Annotated in this window: 15 protein-coding genes; 2 read left to right on the top strand and 13 right to left on the bottom strand. The window is 72.6% G+C overall.

Features of this window, described 5'->3' with window-relative positions:
- The first annotated feature begins 147 nt into the window (after window positions 1-147).
- Window positions 148-1752 (top strand): bis-aminopropyl spermidine synthase family protein, encoded by a 1605-nt coding sequence (locus BMW85_RS01695; RefSeq protein ID WP_245774552.1) that lies wholly within the window; start codon window positions 148-150, stop codon window positions 1750-1752.
- A gap of 29 nt (window positions 1753-1781) precedes the next feature.
- On the opposite strand, the gene BMW85_RS01700 is transcribed toward BMW85_RS01695, so the two are convergent.
- The 6 genes from BMW85_RS01700 to BMW85_RS01725 all read right to left on the bottom strand — a co-directional run bounded on the left by BMW85_RS01700 (window position 1782) and on the right by BMW85_RS01725 (window position 7757).
- A complete protein-coding gene (locus BMW85_RS01700) occupies window positions 1782-2369 on the bottom strand; it encodes a hypothetical protein (protein ID WP_143082064.1) in 588 nt (195 codons plus the stop codon).
- A gap of 52 nt (window positions 2370-2421) precedes the next feature.
- A complete protein-coding gene (locus tag BMW85_RS48015; RefSeq protein ID WP_143082065.1) occupies window positions 2422-3975 on the bottom strand; it encodes a hypothetical protein in 1554 nt (517 codons plus the stop codon).
- 530 nt (window positions 3976-4505) lie between these two features.
- A complete protein-coding gene (locus BMW85_RS01710) occupies window positions 4506-5210 on the bottom strand; it encodes a VIT1/CCC1 transporter family protein (RefSeq protein WP_091075935.1) in 705 nt (234 codons plus the stop codon).
- Window positions 5207-6493, bottom strand: coding sequence for a prolipoprotein diacylglyceryl transferase (gene lgt / locus BMW85_RS01715; protein WP_091075937.1), 1287 nt, complete (start codon window positions 6491-6493; stop codon window positions 5207-5209). Before lgt ends, BMW85_RS01710 begins: the two co-directional genes overlap by 4 nt.
- A 26-nt stretch (window positions 6494-6519) precedes the next feature.
- Window positions 6520-7281 carry a DsbA family protein gene (locus BMW85_RS01720; RefSeq protein ID WP_091075939.1) on the bottom strand — a complete coding sequence of 254 codons (762 nt, stop codon included), beginning with the start codon at window positions 7279-7281 and terminating at the stop codon, window positions 6520-6522.
- Complete coding sequence (locus tag BMW85_RS01725) at window positions 7281-7757, bottom strand: MauE/DoxX family redox-associated membrane protein (RefSeq protein ID WP_091075941.1); 477 nt, start codon at window positions 7755-7757, stop codon at window positions 7281-7283. The genes BMW85_RS01720 and BMW85_RS01725 overlap by 1 nt, the downstream gene beginning before the upstream one ends.
- A 196-nt stretch (window positions 7758-7953) precedes the next feature.
- On the opposite strand from BMW85_RS01725, the gene BMW85_RS01730 reads away from it, so the two are divergent.
- Window positions 7954-8613 carry a VC0807 family protein gene (locus BMW85_RS01730; RefSeq protein WP_091075944.1) on the top strand — a complete coding sequence of 220 codons (660 nt, stop codon included), beginning with the start codon at window positions 7954-7956 and terminating at the stop codon, window positions 8611-8613.
- Between the two features lie 61 nt (window positions 8614-8674).
- On the opposite strand, the gene trpA is transcribed toward BMW85_RS01730, so the two are convergent.
- The 7 genes from trpA to BMW85_RS01765 form a co-directional block, all read right to left on the bottom strand.
- A complete protein-coding gene (trpA, locus tag BMW85_RS01735; RefSeq protein ID WP_091075946.1) occupies window positions 8675-9469 on the bottom strand; it encodes a tryptophan synthase subunit alpha in 795 nt (264 codons plus the stop codon).
- 70 nt (window positions 9470-9539) lie between these two features.
- On the bottom strand, window positions 9540-10763 hold the full coding sequence (gene trpB, locus BMW85_RS01740; protein WP_091077115.1) for a tryptophan synthase subunit beta: 1224 nt from the start codon (window positions 10761-10763) through the stop codon (window positions 9540-9542).
- Between the two features lie 20 nt (window positions 10764-10783).
- On the bottom strand, window positions 10784-11623 hold the full coding sequence (gene trpC / locus BMW85_RS01745) for an indole-3-glycerol phosphate synthase TrpC (RefSeq protein ID WP_091075949.1): 840 nt from the start codon (window positions 11621-11623) through the stop codon (window positions 10784-10786).
- A gap of 129 nt (window positions 11624-11752) precedes the next feature.
- Window positions 11753-12184, bottom strand: a complete 432-nt coding sequence (locus BMW85_RS01750) for a DUF2752 domain-containing protein (RefSeq protein ID WP_091075952.1) — start codon at window positions 12182-12184, stop codon at window positions 11753-11755.
- Between the two features lie 30 nt (window positions 12185-12214).
- Window positions 12215-12796 carry a CD225/dispanin family protein gene (locus tag BMW85_RS01755; protein WP_091075955.1) on the bottom strand — a complete coding sequence of 194 codons (582 nt, stop codon included), beginning with the start codon at window positions 12794-12796 and terminating at the stop codon, window positions 12215-12217.
- A 137-nt stretch (window positions 12797-12933) separates the two neighbouring features.
- Complete coding sequence (locus BMW85_RS01760) at window positions 12934-13518, bottom strand: DUF4190 domain-containing protein (RefSeq protein WP_091075957.1); 585 nt, start codon at window positions 13516-13518, stop codon at window positions 12934-12936.
- Between the two features lie 105 nt (window positions 13519-13623).
- Window positions 13624-14211, bottom strand: a complete 588-nt coding sequence (locus BMW85_RS01765) for a Trp biosynthesis-associated membrane protein (protein WP_091075960.1) — start codon at window positions 14209-14211, stop codon at window positions 13624-13626.
- Window positions 14212-14215: the final 4 nt, after the last annotated feature.

Below are 14215 nucleotides of genomic sequence, written 5' to 3' on the forward strand. Positions count from 1 at the left end.
CCGATCATGACGGGTTTTTGCGGACCAATAAGCGATATCCGCCCCCTCCGCCCCCTCACCGGGCCTCGCCCCTCTGGCCCCACCTGTGCCTTTGGTCTCGTTCCTGCACCAGACCGGACGGGGCCGGGCCCTCGATAGGGTTGTTCCATGCGGGAGGACGGGGCACGGGACGAGACTGCAGCGCACTCCGGCGGGGTCGAGGGGCGGCTCGGGGTGGAGCGGCTGCTCGACGCGGCGGGCGCCGACAGCCGGCGCCTCCGGCACGCCCTGGCGCTGCTCTGCGACGGCCAGTGGTGGACGCTCGCCGACCTGGTCAGGGCCACCGCCACGTCCCGCCGCACGGTCGAGGCCCTGCTCCGCGAGCTGCCACTCGAACGACGGCCGGACGCCGACGGCTTCCGCGTCCCGCTCACCCACACCCCCGCCTACCAGGACCTCGTCGCCGTCGCGCCGCCTCCCGAGGACCCTGTGGGCCACCTCGTCCCCCACTACGCCGACACTCTCGACCGGCTGACCCGCCTCGTCGCGGACGCCCCGCGCGCCCGCCACACGCTGGACCACGTCTCGGCCACGCCGGAGACGGCGCTGCGGCGCGCGCTCCTGCTAGGCGCCCGCTTCTGGCTGCCCGGCGCCCGCCTGCTGTGCGTCGGCGACCACGACCTCACCTCTCTGGCGGTCAAGCTGGTTCATCCCGGTACGGACGTCACGGTCGTGGACGTGGACGAGCGCATCCTGGCCTACATCGACGCCCAGGACCTCGGTGTCCGCACCCGCTGGGCGGACCTGCGGCTCGGCCTGCCCGCCTCCGCGCACGGGCACGACCTGGCCTTCACCGATCCGCCGTACACACCGGAGGGCATCGGCCTGTTCGCGGCGCGCGCCGTGGAGGGGCTGAAGGACGACGGCAGGGTGCTGCTGGCGTACGGGGCTAGCGAGCGCACGCCGATGCTGGCGTACAAGGTGCAGCAGGCGCTGGCGGAGCTCAACCTCGCCTACGAGGCGATCTATCCCGACTTCAACCGCTATTTCGGCGCGGAGGCCATCGGCTCGGCCGCCGATCTCTACCTCCTGCGCCCCACCACCAAGACCCGCCCGGCCGTGGCCTCCCGGCTGAGCCGCCTGACCACCGCCATCTACACCCAGGGCCCGCAGTCCGTCGAGTCCGCGCCCGGCGAGGGGGCTCCGGCCGCCGTCGCCACGGACTTCGAGCCCGACCTCCTCGTCGGCGACTGGCCCAAGGGCCTGCCGCAGCCGCGGGTCAAGCTGTCCACGTGGCTCGTCAAGCCGTACGCGGCGGCGGCCGAGCGGGTCGCGATCGCCGTGCCGCCCGGGCTGGAGGCCGCACTCCCCCGGCTGCTGCTGGCCACCCGCGCCCCGCGCGTCCGCGTCACCGGCGCCGGGCTGCCGCCCCTCCCCGACGTCCTGTCCACCGTCTACGCGGTGGAGCCCGGCTCCGGCGGCCTCGACGTCACCCGCCTGCCGCAGCCGGACGGCGACGTCCCCGCGGTGCTGCGCCGCATCCTCGACAACGGCCACGCCAAGCTGGCCAACACCTGGCGCGAGGCGCTCATCGCGCTCGCCCGCGCCCAGGGCTCGGCCCTCACCAAGAACGAGGCCCGCGCCCTGATCCGCGAGGCCGCCCCCTGGTCGGACGACCTCACCCCCCTGGACGCGCCGCTCCACCGCCTGGAGTCCCTGCCCGCCGCGATCGCCACCACGATCACGGCACTCACCACGACGACGACGCCCTGACGCGATCCTGCGGCGACTCGGATGGCGGCTCAGATGGCGGCGACGAGCCTGCCCTGCACCACACGCCCGAGCCCGTCCAGCGCGACCAGCGCCGCCACCAGCTCCTGCTCGTACGCGGTCCCGCCGGCCCAGCTCACCGTCACGTAGTGCCCCATCGCACGGGCCTGCGCCCGGCTGGTCGCCGGGTCGAACGGCACGCCCTGCCGTACGAACCCGTCCTTGCCCAGCGCCGCCACCAGCGCGTCGGCCGCCGCGCTGTCGCTCATGTTGAAGATGACGAACTGCCCGGCCATCGTGCCACCTCTGTAGGTGGCCCGCAGCGCCTGCGTGCACCCGGCGGCCGAGGCGCCCCAAAGGACCTCGTCGCAGTCGGCGAACTCCGCCGTGGTCTCGCGCCGCATCGCGCCGACCGTCTCGGTGCCGGCGGTGAAGACCTCCTGCGCGGTGAGCGGGGCGGCGTCCTTGCCGCGGGTGTCGATGGCGGCGTAGAAGGCCGAGGTGGACTCGCCGTGGAACGCGGCGGGCCGCGGGCCGTCACCACGCAGCCACCACCACGCGACGGCGGCGATGACCAGCACGTTGACGGCCACGACGGAGATCACCACACGACCTGACATCAGCCCCCCGCTCCCCCGCCCGCGACGACGGCGACGGCCTGCCGCGAGCGCGTCACGACTTCGGCCCCGTGATCGCGACGACCCTGCGGTAGACGGCCTTCTCCGCCCCGCGCAGGCCCAGCGTGAGCGAGACGTAGTCGTCCTTCACGCCGGGCTCGGCGCCGTCGAGCCGGCCCAGCCACACCAGGCCGACGTAATGACCGAGAGCATAAGCACCGGCCTCGGAATAACCACCCGCGGGGAAGGAGCCCTTGGACGAGGGCAGCGGACGCGCCCAGCCGCCCCGGTAGAGGGTGTCCAGCGCGTTGACCAGCTCGGTGGCGGCCTGGCCGTCCTTGAGGTTGAGCAGGGTGTACTGGCCGACGTAGCGCCCATCGGAGCTGAGGTAGAGCCCGCGGGCGGCCTGGGTGCAGCCGGCGTCGGAGAGCCGTTCGGTGAGCCCTTCGCCCCACACCGCCGCCGAGCAGTCGGAGTCGAGCCGCTTGGCCACGAGCTTCAGCCGCTGTTTCTTGTCGACCGAGAGCTCGCTCTGCCCGAACACCTCCTTCTCCGTCAGCGCCTTGGCGTCCTTGGCCCGGTCGGCCAGCGGGTCGAACAGTCTCGGCGAGTTCCAGCCCCGGAACACCTGCGGCAGCGTGGTGTTGGGGCCCAGCAGGGCCGCGCTGGCCTCACGGTCGGGCGCGTACTTGCCGAGCGAGGTGGCGAACAACGCCACCCCCGCCAGGGCGGCCACCGCGCCGACGACCGACGTGACGATGACGATCAGCTTCTGCTGCCCGGGGCGCAGGCCCATGGCGGTGAGCACGGGGAACTGCCAGTCGGACGGCGGGGTACGCCGCCGCTTCCGCGACCCACCGCCCTCCGTCTCCCGACCCTCGTCGCCGTCCTGGCCGGCCATCGCGTCGTCCCCACCACGACCGGCCTCCGCGTCCGCCCCAAAGCCCCCACGACCACCGGCCCCGGCATCCGCGCCGAAGCCCCCATGACCACCAGCCCCGGCATCCGCTGCGAAGCCGCTGCCTCCCGCGCCCCGCGCGAAGCCGCCGGCCGCCGCGTCTCGCTTCTGGCCCATGTCGCGACCATGTGCCGGGCCCTGCCCCGCATCCGGACCACGCCCCGCACCCTGGCCCGCGTCTGCACCACGCGCTGGGCCCTGGGCGCGTCTGGAGCGGCGTGACGGACCCTGGGCGGGGCCGGAGCCGCGCGGCATGCCGTCGTCCAGGCCGAAGCTCGCGGCTGCCGTGCCGTCCGAGCTGTAGCCCTCCGACACGACCCGGTCCTTCGCGAAGAAGTCGCGTCGGTCCCCGTCGTCTCCTCCGCCGAAGGCGTCCTCTTCGGGCTTGCCCTTGCCGAACAGGCCCTTACGACGCTTGCCACGGCCGGCTTCAGCCGCCGAGACCTCGGCTCCGGGGTCGATGCCCCGGCTCCCCGCACCGTGGCCGCCGCGCGCGCTGCCGGATGTGTCGGCCTCCGCCGCACCCGGGCCCGCGACCACCGCCCAGCCGCCGTCGTCGGCGCCGGCCAGCGCCCGATGTCCGCCACCGCCGAAGCCTGAGGCGGCGCGATTGCCGCCACCGTCCGCAGGAGCCGGCGTCCAGTTGCTCACGCCCTCCACAGGGGTGGGCGCCCAGGGGCTCCCGCCGTCCGCAGGGGCAGACGCCGTCCGGCTGCCCCCACCTGGTCCAGGGGCCGCTGTCCAAGCGCTCCCGCTGCCCGGCGAGGTGGACGTCCAGGCGTTCTCGCCGGTCGGTGGGGGGGACGGCCAGTTGCCCGTGCCGCCTGACCCGCCGGCATCCGGTGCGCCGGTGCCGCTCGTGGAACGGCCCGCGGCGCGGCGGCCGTGCCTGGATCGTCCGCCCCGGCCGCCCGCGTCTTCTCGCCGGCCGTCGTCGTACGACGCCGAGGTGGGCGGGTATCCGCCGACGGACGGGGAGCCACCGGCCGGGCCGTAACCGGGGACGGCGCGGTTGGCACCGCTCGCCGGGCCTTGCGTGTACGGGCCCTCACCGTATGCCGGGCTCGGGTAGCCGCCGGTCGACGGGCCCTGGTCCGGCCGTGAGGGGTCGGACCAGGCGGCGTCCTGGTCCTGGGCGGGCCGGTCGTTCTTCGCGCGGGAGCCCGCTCGTCTGCGGGCCATCACAGCCCCGCCGCCCCGACCAGGTTGCCCACCCCGAAGGTGACCGCGGCCGCCACCGCGCCCACCACGAGCTGCCTCAGTCCTGAGTACCACCAGCTTCGCGCCGTCACGGCCGACACGATAGCGCCCGCCGCGAACAGCGCCGCACACGAGAGCGCCGCCGAGATCATCAGCTCGTCGGCCCCCAGCAAGTACGGCAGCAGCGGCAGCAACGCCCCGGCCCCGAAGGACAGGAATGACGAGATCGCGGCGACCAGCGGAGACGGCAGTTTCCCCGGCGCGACCCCCAGTTCGTTGACCGCGTGCACTTCCAGGGCACGTTCGGGGTTGCGGGAGATCTGCCGGGCCACCTCGGAGGCGAGCTCGGGGTCCACGCCCTTGTCGACGAAGGTCTGGGCGAGCTCGACCTGTTCGTCCTCGGGGTGGTGGCGCAGCTCGCGGCGTTCGACGGCGATCTCGGCCTGGGCCAGCTCCCGCTGGCTGGCCACCGAGACGTACTCGCCGCCGGCCATCGACAGCGCCCCGGCGGCCAGGCCGGCGACGCCGCTGAGGGCGATGACGCGGGTGTCGGCGGTGCCGCCGGCGACACCCGCGATGAGCGCGAAGTTGGACACCAGCCCGTCCATCGTGCCGAACACCGAGGGCCGTAGCCAGCCGCCCGTGACGTCGCGATGCCGGTGGTGGAGCTCCGCGCCTTCGGTCATCGCGTGTTCGTCTCCTTCCCGGCGTGGCTGCCGGGCTCCTTCTCCGCCTCCTCGGCGCCCTCGCGCGAGTCGGCGACGACGACATCGGCGGCGTCCGCCGTGACGGCGGCGTCATCGGTGCCGGAGCCGGCGCCCCGGTCGCCGGCGGCGGCCTCCCGCGCGTCGGCGAGGCCGGCGGCGGAGTGGGCCGGGTCGGCGTCCGGTGCGGCACCGTCGCCGTCCGTCGCGGACCGGCCGTCACCGTCCGTCGCCGACCGACCGTCGGCGTCCGTCGCGGACCGGCCGTCGGCGTCCGTCGCCGACCGGCCCTCGCCGGACGCCCCCGCCCCACCGTCCGCGGCGGGCACGTCGGAGGCGAGGGCCTCCGATTCGGGCGTGTCGGAGGCGCGGGTGTCGTCGGTGGAGCCGGGGTCGCTCTGGCCGGTGCCGTGCGCCGGGTCCGCGTCGGCGGACGGTGGGGCGACGACCTCCACGCCCTCCTTGTTGCGGGTCGCCCAGAAGTAGACGAGCGCCCCGATGAACAGCACGATCGACGTCCACTGGTTGATGCGCAGCCCGAGGAACGTCACCGCGTGGTCGACCCCGCCGACCGGGTCGATGCGCAGCCCCTCGATCCAGAAGCGGGCGAAGGTGTAGCCGGCCACGTAGAGGGCGAACAGCCGCCCGTAACGCAGGTTCAGGCGGCGGCCCACGAACAGCAGGGCGAAGCCGAGCAGGATGTCCCAGATCGACTCGTACAGGAAGGTCGGGTGGTAGAGGACGCCGGGCTCGCCGCCGTGGTCGACGTCGATCTCCAGGCCCCATGGCAGCGTCGTCGGCGAGCCGTACAGCTCCTGGTTGAACCAGTTGCCCCAGCGGCCGATGCCCTGGGCGAACGCGATGCCGGGGGCGATCGTGTCGGCCAGGGCGGTCATGGACAGGCCGCGTCGGCGCGCCGCCAGCCAGACGCCGACGCCGCCGAGCGCGATCGCCCCCCAGATGCCGAGGCCGCCCTCCCAGATGAACAGCGCCTTGTAGGCGGGCTTGATCGCGCGGCTGCCGAAGTAGGTCTGCCAGTCCGTGATGACGTGGTAGAGCCGGCCGCCGATCAGCCCGAAGATGACCGCGGGGACCGCGATGTCGATGATCGTCCCCTTCTGGCCACCGCGGGCGCGCCAGCGCCGCTCGCTCAGCCAGACGGCGACGATGACACCGAGCACGATGCACAGCGCATAGGCCCGGATCGGGATGATTCCGAGATACCAGACCCCTTGGGAAGGGCTGGGAATCGAGGCAAGGGGCATGTCAGGTGAGGGTAGCGGACGTGAGGCTACTTGGCGGCCTTCGTCACTGCGTCCCGCAGCTCCGAAGGACTGAAGACGACCGCGTTGTCCACTTCTGTGCCGTTAAGTTTCAGCGTCGGCGTGTGGGTCAGCTTCTGCTCGTCCATGATCTTCTCGCTGTACGACTGCTGCGCCTGCACGTGCTTGCCCGAGTTGACGCACTGCTCGAAGTCCGGCGCGGTCACCCCGGCCTCCTTGCCCCACTCCACGAGCTGGCTGTTGGTGAAGCCCTCCGCGGTCTCGGACGGCTGGTTCTGGAAGAGCAGGTTGTGGAAGGCCATCCACTGCTTGCCGTCGGCGATGCACCTGGCGGCGTTGCCGGCGCGCAGGGAGTTGGACCGGGTGGGCTCCTGGGAGAAGATCGTGATGGGGTGGTAGACGACCTTGGCCTTGCCCTCGGCGGCGAGGTTCTTGATCGTCTGGCCGCTGACCCGCTCGGCCTCCTTGCAGGCCGGGCACTGGAAGTCCTCGTAGACGTCGAGCACGGGCTTCTCGACCCCGCTCTTGGCCATGACCACAGTGCCGTCGGGCTGCACGGTGACCGGCGCGAGGCCGGCGGCGGCCTGCTCGGGCTGGGACTTGCTGGCGCCGTACCAGATGCCGGCCCCGAGGGCGGCCACGGCGAGGACCCCGGCCGCGGTGTAGGTGATCACCCGCCTGCGCCGTTCCTGGGCGCGCGCGGCGGCCTGCTGCTGCTTGATCTTCTCTCGTGCGCCGGGTGTCGCCGTCGCCCGCTCGCCCTTGCCCATCACAGGTCCTCCAAGTCGTCGTCAGCACTGTCGCCCCCGAGTCCGAGGGCGCCGTCGAGCGCGAAGCGGCCCGGCGGGAAGCGGACCGTCCAGACCCCGAGCAGCGCCAGCCCGAAGTCGCGCAGGATGTCGATCAGGTAGGCAGGCTCCTGGCCCGCCCCGAGCTGCCCGCCGCCGCCGAAGCAGCCACAGTCGATCCGCAGGCCGTTCGCCCACGCCCAGCCGATGCCGAACACGAACGCGAGCATGAGCAGCGCCGCGATCACGGCGGCCACCCTGGTCAGCAGACCGACGACCAGCAGCACGCCGACGACGATCTCCACGATCGGCAGGGCGTAGCCCACCCCGATCGCGACCGACTCGGGCAGCAGCTGGTAAGCCTTGACCGCCAGGACCGAGTCGGACGGGTTGCCGATCTTGAGCGCACCCGCCGCGATCAGCACTCCGCCCAGCACCAGCCGGGCGACTGTCGTCACCCAGGGTATCGGCAATCTGGCCGAACGTGACGATAGTGACGCGTCCACAGGCCATCTCCTTCTTCTCCATGCCCGGACTGCGCACAGTACCGGGACTCCATCGGACCACGCCCCGGATAAGCACCAGCTAAGCGGCGTGTCCCGGCTCCGACCTGCGACGTTTGCCGGTTTTACCAGGAGAGAGTAAGAATTACTCATGCGAGTAAAAGCGCTGGCCGCCCTGGGGGTCGACATCGCGTTGCCCACGGGGGTCTACTACGTCCTGCGCTACGCCGCCGGCCTCGACGAGCACCTGGCCCTGGTGGTCAGTTCGCTCGTCCCGGCGCTGAGCGTCGCCGTCAGCCTGGCGCGGGGGCGCAGGCCCGACCGGCTGGCGCTCTTCATGACCGCGATGATCCTGGCCGGCGCCGCGGTCTCGGCGCTCGTGCACGACCCGCGCTTCCTGCTGGCCAAGGACGGCTGGTTCATGGGCGTGGCGGGGCTGTGGTTCCTGTCGAGCGCGCGCTGGGACCGGCCGCTCGCGTTCACGTTCACCCGGTTCCTGCTGGAGGGGCGGGTCGGGCCGGGACGCGAGTCCTGGGACGTGCTGTGGGAGCGGCTGCCCGCCTTCCGCCGGATCTGGCGGGTGGTGACCGTGATGTACGGGCTGGGCCTGCTGGCGGACGCCGCGGTGCGGGTGGTGATGGCCTACGCCCTGCCCATGGACGTGGTGCCCGCGCTGGGCACCGCGCAGTACGTGGTGTGGCTCCTGCTCATGCAGGTCGCCATCAACGTCTATCTGGTGCCCTCGGGGCTCTACAACCGGTATTCGCCGTTGTACGCGCCCCTGCGGGAGCCCGCCGCCGCGAACGGGTGAGGCGGGAACAACACGACAGCGCGGCCCCCGTACGAGGGGACCGCGCCGCACGCGCACATCGTCAGCGGCGTACGCCGTGCGCCATGTCGCGGGCCAGGGCGGCGCAGGACTCGCGCCCCGCGGCCTCGTCGGGCGCGTCGAGCATCCGCCGGATGAACGCCGAGCCCACGATCACGCCGTCGGCGTAGGAGGCGACCTCGGCCGCCTGCGCGCCGGTGCCGACGCCGAGCCCGACGCACACCGGCAGCGAGGTGTGCTCCCGGGTCCGCTTGACCAGGCCCTCGGCGGCGACGTTGACGGTCTCGCGGGCGCCGGTGACGCCCATGAGCGAGGCGGCGTAGACGAAGCCGGTGCAGCAGTCGACGACCGCCTTGATGCGCGCCTCGGTCGAGCTGGGCGCGACCAGGAACACGGTGTCGATGCCGGCGGCGGCCGAGGCGGCCCGCCACGGCTCGGACTCCTCGGGCGTCAGGTCGGGCGTGATCGTGCCCACCCCGCCCGCGGCGGCGAGGTCACGGGCGAAGCGCTCGGCGCCGTAGCGGTCGATCGGGTTCCAGTAGGTCATGACGAGCGTGGCCGCGCCGGTCGCCGCCACCCCCTCGACGGTGCGCAGGACGTCGGCGATGCGGGTGCCGTTGGTCAGCGACCGGTGCACCGCGTCCTGGATGGTCGGTCCGTCCATGAGCGGGTCGGAGTAGGGCAGGCCGATCTCGATGACGTCGCAGCCGGCCTCCACCAGGGCCGCGGCTGCGGCGATGGCGCCGTCCTTGGACGGGAAGCCCGCGGGCAGGTAGCCGACGAGCGCGGCTCTGTTGTCCGCCTTCGCCTTGGCGAACACCGTCTGTAGAGTCGTCATGTCTGTCCGTTCCGAAGGTCGAGTCCCATCATGATGCCCCCGGCAGGGCCGCTGCCGGGGTGGCGACTCGTCAGAGGTTGAAGTATTTCATCGCCGTGCCCATGTCCTTGTCGCCGCGGCCGGAGAGGTTGACCAGGATGGTCGCCTCCGGGCCGAGCTCACGACCCAGCTCCAGCGCGCCCGCCAGGGCGTGGGAGGACTCGATGGCCGGGATGATGCCCTCGGTCCTCGCCAGCAGGGAGAACGCCTGCATGGCCTGGTCGTCGGTCACCCCGTGGTAGGTGGCCCGGCCGATGTCCTTGAGCCAGGCGTGCTCGGGGCCGACGCCCGGGTAGTCGAGTCCGGCCGAGATCGAGTGGGACTCGATCGTCTGGCCCTCGTCGTCCTGGAGCACGTAGGTGCGCGAGCCGTGCAGCACGCCGACCGTTCCGGCGGTGAGCGTGAGCGCGTGCTCACCGCTGTCGAGGCCGTGCCCGGCGGCCTCGTAGCCGTGCAGGCGCACGTCCTGGTCGCCGAGGAAGGCGTGGAAGATGCCGATGGCGTTGCTGCCGCCGCCGACGGCCGCGCACACGGCGTCGGGCAGCCGGCCGGTGAGCTCCTGGATCTGGCGGCGGGCCTCGACGCCGATGATGCGCGCGAAGTCGCGGACCATCTCGGGGAACGGGTGCGGCCCCGCGATGGTGCCGAACAGGTAGTGGGTGGTGTCGACGTTGGTGACCCAGTCGCGGAACGCCTCGTTGATGGCGTCCTTGAGCGTCTGCGAGCCGTTGGTGACCGGCACCACCTGGGCGCCGAGCAGCTTCATCCTGGCCACGTTGAGCGCCTGGCGCTCGCAGTCGACGGCGCCCATGTAGATGACGCACTCCAGGCCGAGCAGGGCCGCGGCGGTGGCGGTGGCGACGCCGTGCTGCCCCGCGCCGGTCTCGGCGATGACCCGCTTCTTGCCCAGCCGCTTGGTGAGCAGCGCCTGCCCCAGCACGTTGTTGATCTTGTGGGCGCCGGTGTGGGTGAGGTCCTCGCGCTTGAGCACGATCCTGGCGCCGCCGGCCTGCTCGCTGAAGCGCGGCACGTCGGTCAGCGTCGTGGGCCGGCCGGCGTAGGTGCGCAGCAGGTGGTCGAACTCGCGGATGAACTCCTGGTCGTTCTTGGCCTTCTCGTAGACCGAGGCGACCTCGTCGAGCGCCGGGATCAGCGCCTCGGGCACGAACCGGCCGCCGAAGATGCCGAACTTGCCGTGCACGTCGGGGTCGTTGCCCTGCGCGCCGTTGCCCGCCAGGTCCGCGGCGGTCAGGATGGTGCCTTCGTTTGCCACTGCTATCCCTCTGCTGAGTGGTCGGGGCGCGTCGACGGGTGCGCGCCGGCGGTGACCAGCGCCTCCACGGCCTTGCGCGGATCCTTGCCCGTGACCAGGCTCTCCCCCACCAGGACGGCGTCGGCGCCGTTACGGGCGTAGGCGAGCAGGTCGTGCGGGCCTCGCACGCCCGACTCGGCGATCTTGAGGACATTATCCGGGATCTTGGGCGCCAGTTTCGTGAAGACCTCGCGATCGACCTCAAGTGTCTTGAGGTTGCGCGCGTTGATCCCGATGACGCGGGCCCCGGCGGCGACCGCCCGGTCGAGCTCCTCCTCGGTGTGCACCTCGACCAGCGGGGTGAGCCCGATCGACTCGGCCCGCTCGATGAGGGACACCAGGGCCTCCTGCTCCAGGCAGACGACCATGAGCAGCGCCAGGTCGGCGCCGTGCGCCCGCGCCTCCCAGAGCTGGTAGGAGGTGAGGATGAAGTCCTTGCGCAGGATGGGGATGTCGACCCGGGCGCGCACCGCGGCCAGGTCGTCGAGGCTGCCGCCGAACTTGCGCTGCTCGGTCAGCACGCTGATGACGTGGGCGCCACCCGCTTCGTAGTCGGCCGCCAGTGCGGCGGGGTCGGCGATGGCGGCCAGCGCGCCCTTGGACGGGCTGGAGCGCTTGACCTCGGCGATCACCGAGACCTTGTCGCCTCCGAGGGCGGCCATCGCGTCCCTGGTCGGCCGGGCCCGCTCGGCCCGCCGCTTGAGCTCCTCGATGGACACAACCTGCTGTCGTGTCGCGAGGTCGGCGCGCACCCCGTCGAGGATGTCGTCGAGGACACTCGGCCCTTCCGTCCGCTCACTCACGCGCTTGGGGTCCCTCCGGATCGACTGTGGGGGTGGCTGAGAGTTCGCTTCGCGTCCGCTCTCCGCCTGTCCTGCGATGGTATCGGCCCCTGCGGGGTACCTCACCACAGGGCTCGCGTCTCGACGTGCCTAAGGGGCGAGGAACGCGCCGAAAGGCAGGTTCCGGACGATCCAGTAGACCACGACGATCGCGAGGAAGGCCCATAGCCACGCCGGGTGGGCGAGTGTCGTTCTGCGCGGGCGGCCCTGCCAGGCTCGCACCACCCATCGGCCCCACCAGAACAGCAGGAACGGGATCATCGCCACCATGAGCGGGTTGAGCCCGAGCGCCGCGACCGGATCGAGGTGCGCCAGCGCGTGGATGGACCTCAGCGTGCCGCAGCCCGGGCAGTAGAGGCCGGTCAGCCACAGGAAGGGGCAGGTCGGGTAGTGGCCGGGCTCGTTGGGGTCGACCGCGCCGACGAGCGCGAACACCGCCCCCGTCCCGGCCGCGACCCCGAGCGGCGCGAGCAGACCCTTGATCCGGTCCGTGCCGCGCCGCCCGGTCGTCGCGATGTTCATGCTCCCAGTATCCGCCTTCGCGTCCGGCCGTCAGTACGACGTCACGCTGGTGCTCGCCGCCGCGAGCAGGACGAACACCACGACGTAGAAGATGACGACGATCCCCCAGCCGATGGCGCCGAAGATGATCGAGCGCTTCCACCAGGTCTTGGCCTCCTCGCTCGCCTGCACCGCGCCCTGGTAGTCGCCGATCTGCCACTTCTGGTTGACCTGCGACGACTTCACGATGGACACGATGCCGAGGGGCAGGCAGCAGAACAGCGTGGTGAGGATGGCGGGGACGAGGTGGTTGTCCGGCGGCTGCTGGCCGCCGTAACCGCCGCCGGGGGGCTGCTGGCCGTAGCCGCCGTAGCCGCCGCCGCTCGGCGGCTGCTGACCGTAACCGCCGTAACCGCCGCCGCTGGGCGGCTGCTCGCCATAGCCGCCGCCGCTCGGGGGCTGCTGACCGTAACCGCCGTAGCCACCGCCGCTGGGCGGCTGCTGGCCGTAACCGCCGCCACCGCTCGGCGGCTGCTGGCCATAGCCGCCGCCACCGCTCGGGGGCTGCTGGCCGTAGCCCCCACCGGGCGGCTGCGAGCCGTAGCCGCCGTCGCCCTGGTTTCCGTACGTCATGGGTTTTACCTCTCAAGTCGTGCGAGTGCGCGGCAGCTTAGCGAGAAACCCCGTCCTACATGGACTTACACCTGCATTGCGGACAATTCGTGATCCGACCGCAAGCACGTGGTCATCGTGCGGCTACCGGCGATCGGCTAATAGCCGTAGGAGGTCGACGCCGCGGCGCCCAGCCCGATGATCGAGAGGATCATGCCGCCGAACCAGATCAGCAGCAGGACGTTGATCACGACCATGACGTACGACGTCACCAGGCCGGCCACCGCCATGCCCTGGCCCTCCTCGCCGGAGCGCTTGATGCGGGCGAGCGCGATGTGGCCCAGGATCACCCCGACGATGCTGGTCAGCCCGCAGCTGATCATGCCCACGATGCCGAGGACGAGCGAGGCGACCGCCATGCCGTTGGTGGGGCGCTGCGGGGGCGGGGCCGCGCCGTAGGGGTTGTAGCCGTAGGCGCCGCTCGGGGGCATCTGTCCGTAGGCGTACTGCTGCTGACCGTATCCCGCGCCGCTCTGCGGCTGCTCGCCGTAGCCGCCGCCGCTCTGGGGCTGCTGGCCGTAACCGCCCCCGCTCTGCGGCTGCTGGCCGTAGCCCCCGTAGCCTGGCTGGCCGTAACCCGGCTGGCCCTGGCCCGGCTGCCCGTATCCAGGCTGGCCCTGCTGGCCGTAACCCCCGCCGGGCTGTTGGGCGCCGTAGCCGCCGCCCTGGTCCCCGTAGCTCATCCCCTGACTCCTCGTGTCGTGGCCCGTTGCACCGGCAGCTTATTGAGGAAACGGCGGAGGGGCGGACAGAGGTTCAGAACAGTGCTGATTTCGTCATCCCCGGCGTCAGCGGGGATCGGTCGGGTCGTCGCCCCGGTCGAGGGCGTCCCACAGCGCCTTGTCGCCGTCGGCGGGGGCCGGGCCGCGCCGCTCGTAGCGGGCCGACATGCCGGCCCACCTGCCGCCGCGTACGACCGCCAGCACGCCCCCGGCGGCCAGCAGCAGCGCGCCGGCCCCTGCCACCGCCGGCCACAGCGCCACGAAATGCCACGTGAGGCCGGTCGCGCCGTGCAGGGTGTTGTGGGCGGCGAGCCAGTCGGTCACGCCGGAGCCGTCGAGCGCCGTCCACGTCCCGGCGCCCGCTCCGGCCCCGCACAGGGCGAGCAGACCGCCGACGACGCGGCGGCCCACGCCCTTGGTGGCCAGCACGGCCACCACGCCGGCCAGCCCGGCCAACGCGACGGGCGTCAGCACGGGGCTGAGGTCGCCGCCGGTCGGCGCGTCCGCCCCGGTCTGGGCGACGCTCACCCAGGTGCGGCCGGCGGCCAGCAGCACGAGCAGGCAGCCGAGAACGGTGACCGCCAGCCAGGCCCCCAGCTCCCGTCCGCGCGCGGTCGCCCGCGGCCGGATCTCGGGCTCCATCGACATCGACATCGAC

Source organism: Nonomuraea wenchangensis, assembly GCF_900111685.1.
Classification (GTDB): domain Bacteria; phylum Actinomycetota; class Actinomycetes; order Streptosporangiales; family Streptosporangiaceae; genus Nonomuraea; species Nonomuraea wenchangensis.

Coding starts and splice junctions, on each gene's coding strand:
- BMW85_RS01750 (WP_091075952.1), bottom strand. CDS start 12,184: ATGAACATCGCGACGACCGGGCGGCGCGGCACGGACCGGATCAAGGGT.
- BMW85_RS01695 (WP_245774552.1), top strand. CDS start 148: ATGCGGGAGGACGGGGCACGGGACGAGACTGCAGCGCACTCCGGCGGG.
- BMW85_RS01760 (WP_091075957.1), bottom strand. CDS start 13,518: ATGAGCTACGGGGACCAGGGCGGCGGCTACGGCGCCCAACAGCCCGGC.
- trpA (WP_091075946.1), bottom strand. CDS start 9,469: ATGACGACTCTACAGACGGTGTTCGCCAAGGCGAAGGCGGACAACAGA.
- BMW85_RS01710 (WP_091075935.1), bottom strand. CDS start 5,210: ATGACCGAAGGCGCGGAGCTCCACCACCGGCATCGCGACGTCACGGGC.
- BMW85_RS01700 (WP_143082064.1), bottom strand. CDS start 2,369: ATGTCAGGTCGTGTGGTGATCTCCGTCGTGGCCGTCAACGTGCTGGTC.
- lgt (WP_091075937.1), bottom strand. CDS start 6,493: ATGCCCCTTGCCTCGATTCCCAGCCCTTCCCAAGGGGTCTGGTATCTC.
- BMW85_RS01755 (WP_091075955.1), bottom strand. CDS start 12,796: ATGACGTACGGAAACCAGGGCGACGGCGGCTACGGCTCGCAGCCGCCC.
- BMW85_RS01730 (WP_091075944.1), top strand. CDS start 7,954: ATGCGAGTAAAAGCGCTGGCCGCCCTGGGGGTCGACATCGCGTTGCCC.
- BMW85_RS01765 (WP_091075960.1), bottom strand. CDS start 14,211: ATGTCGATGTCGATGGAGCCCGAGATCCGGCCGCGGGCGACCGCGCGC.
- BMW85_RS01720 (WP_091075939.1), bottom strand. CDS start 7,281: ATGGGCAAGGGCGAGCGGGCGACGGCGACACCCGGCGCACGAGAGAAG.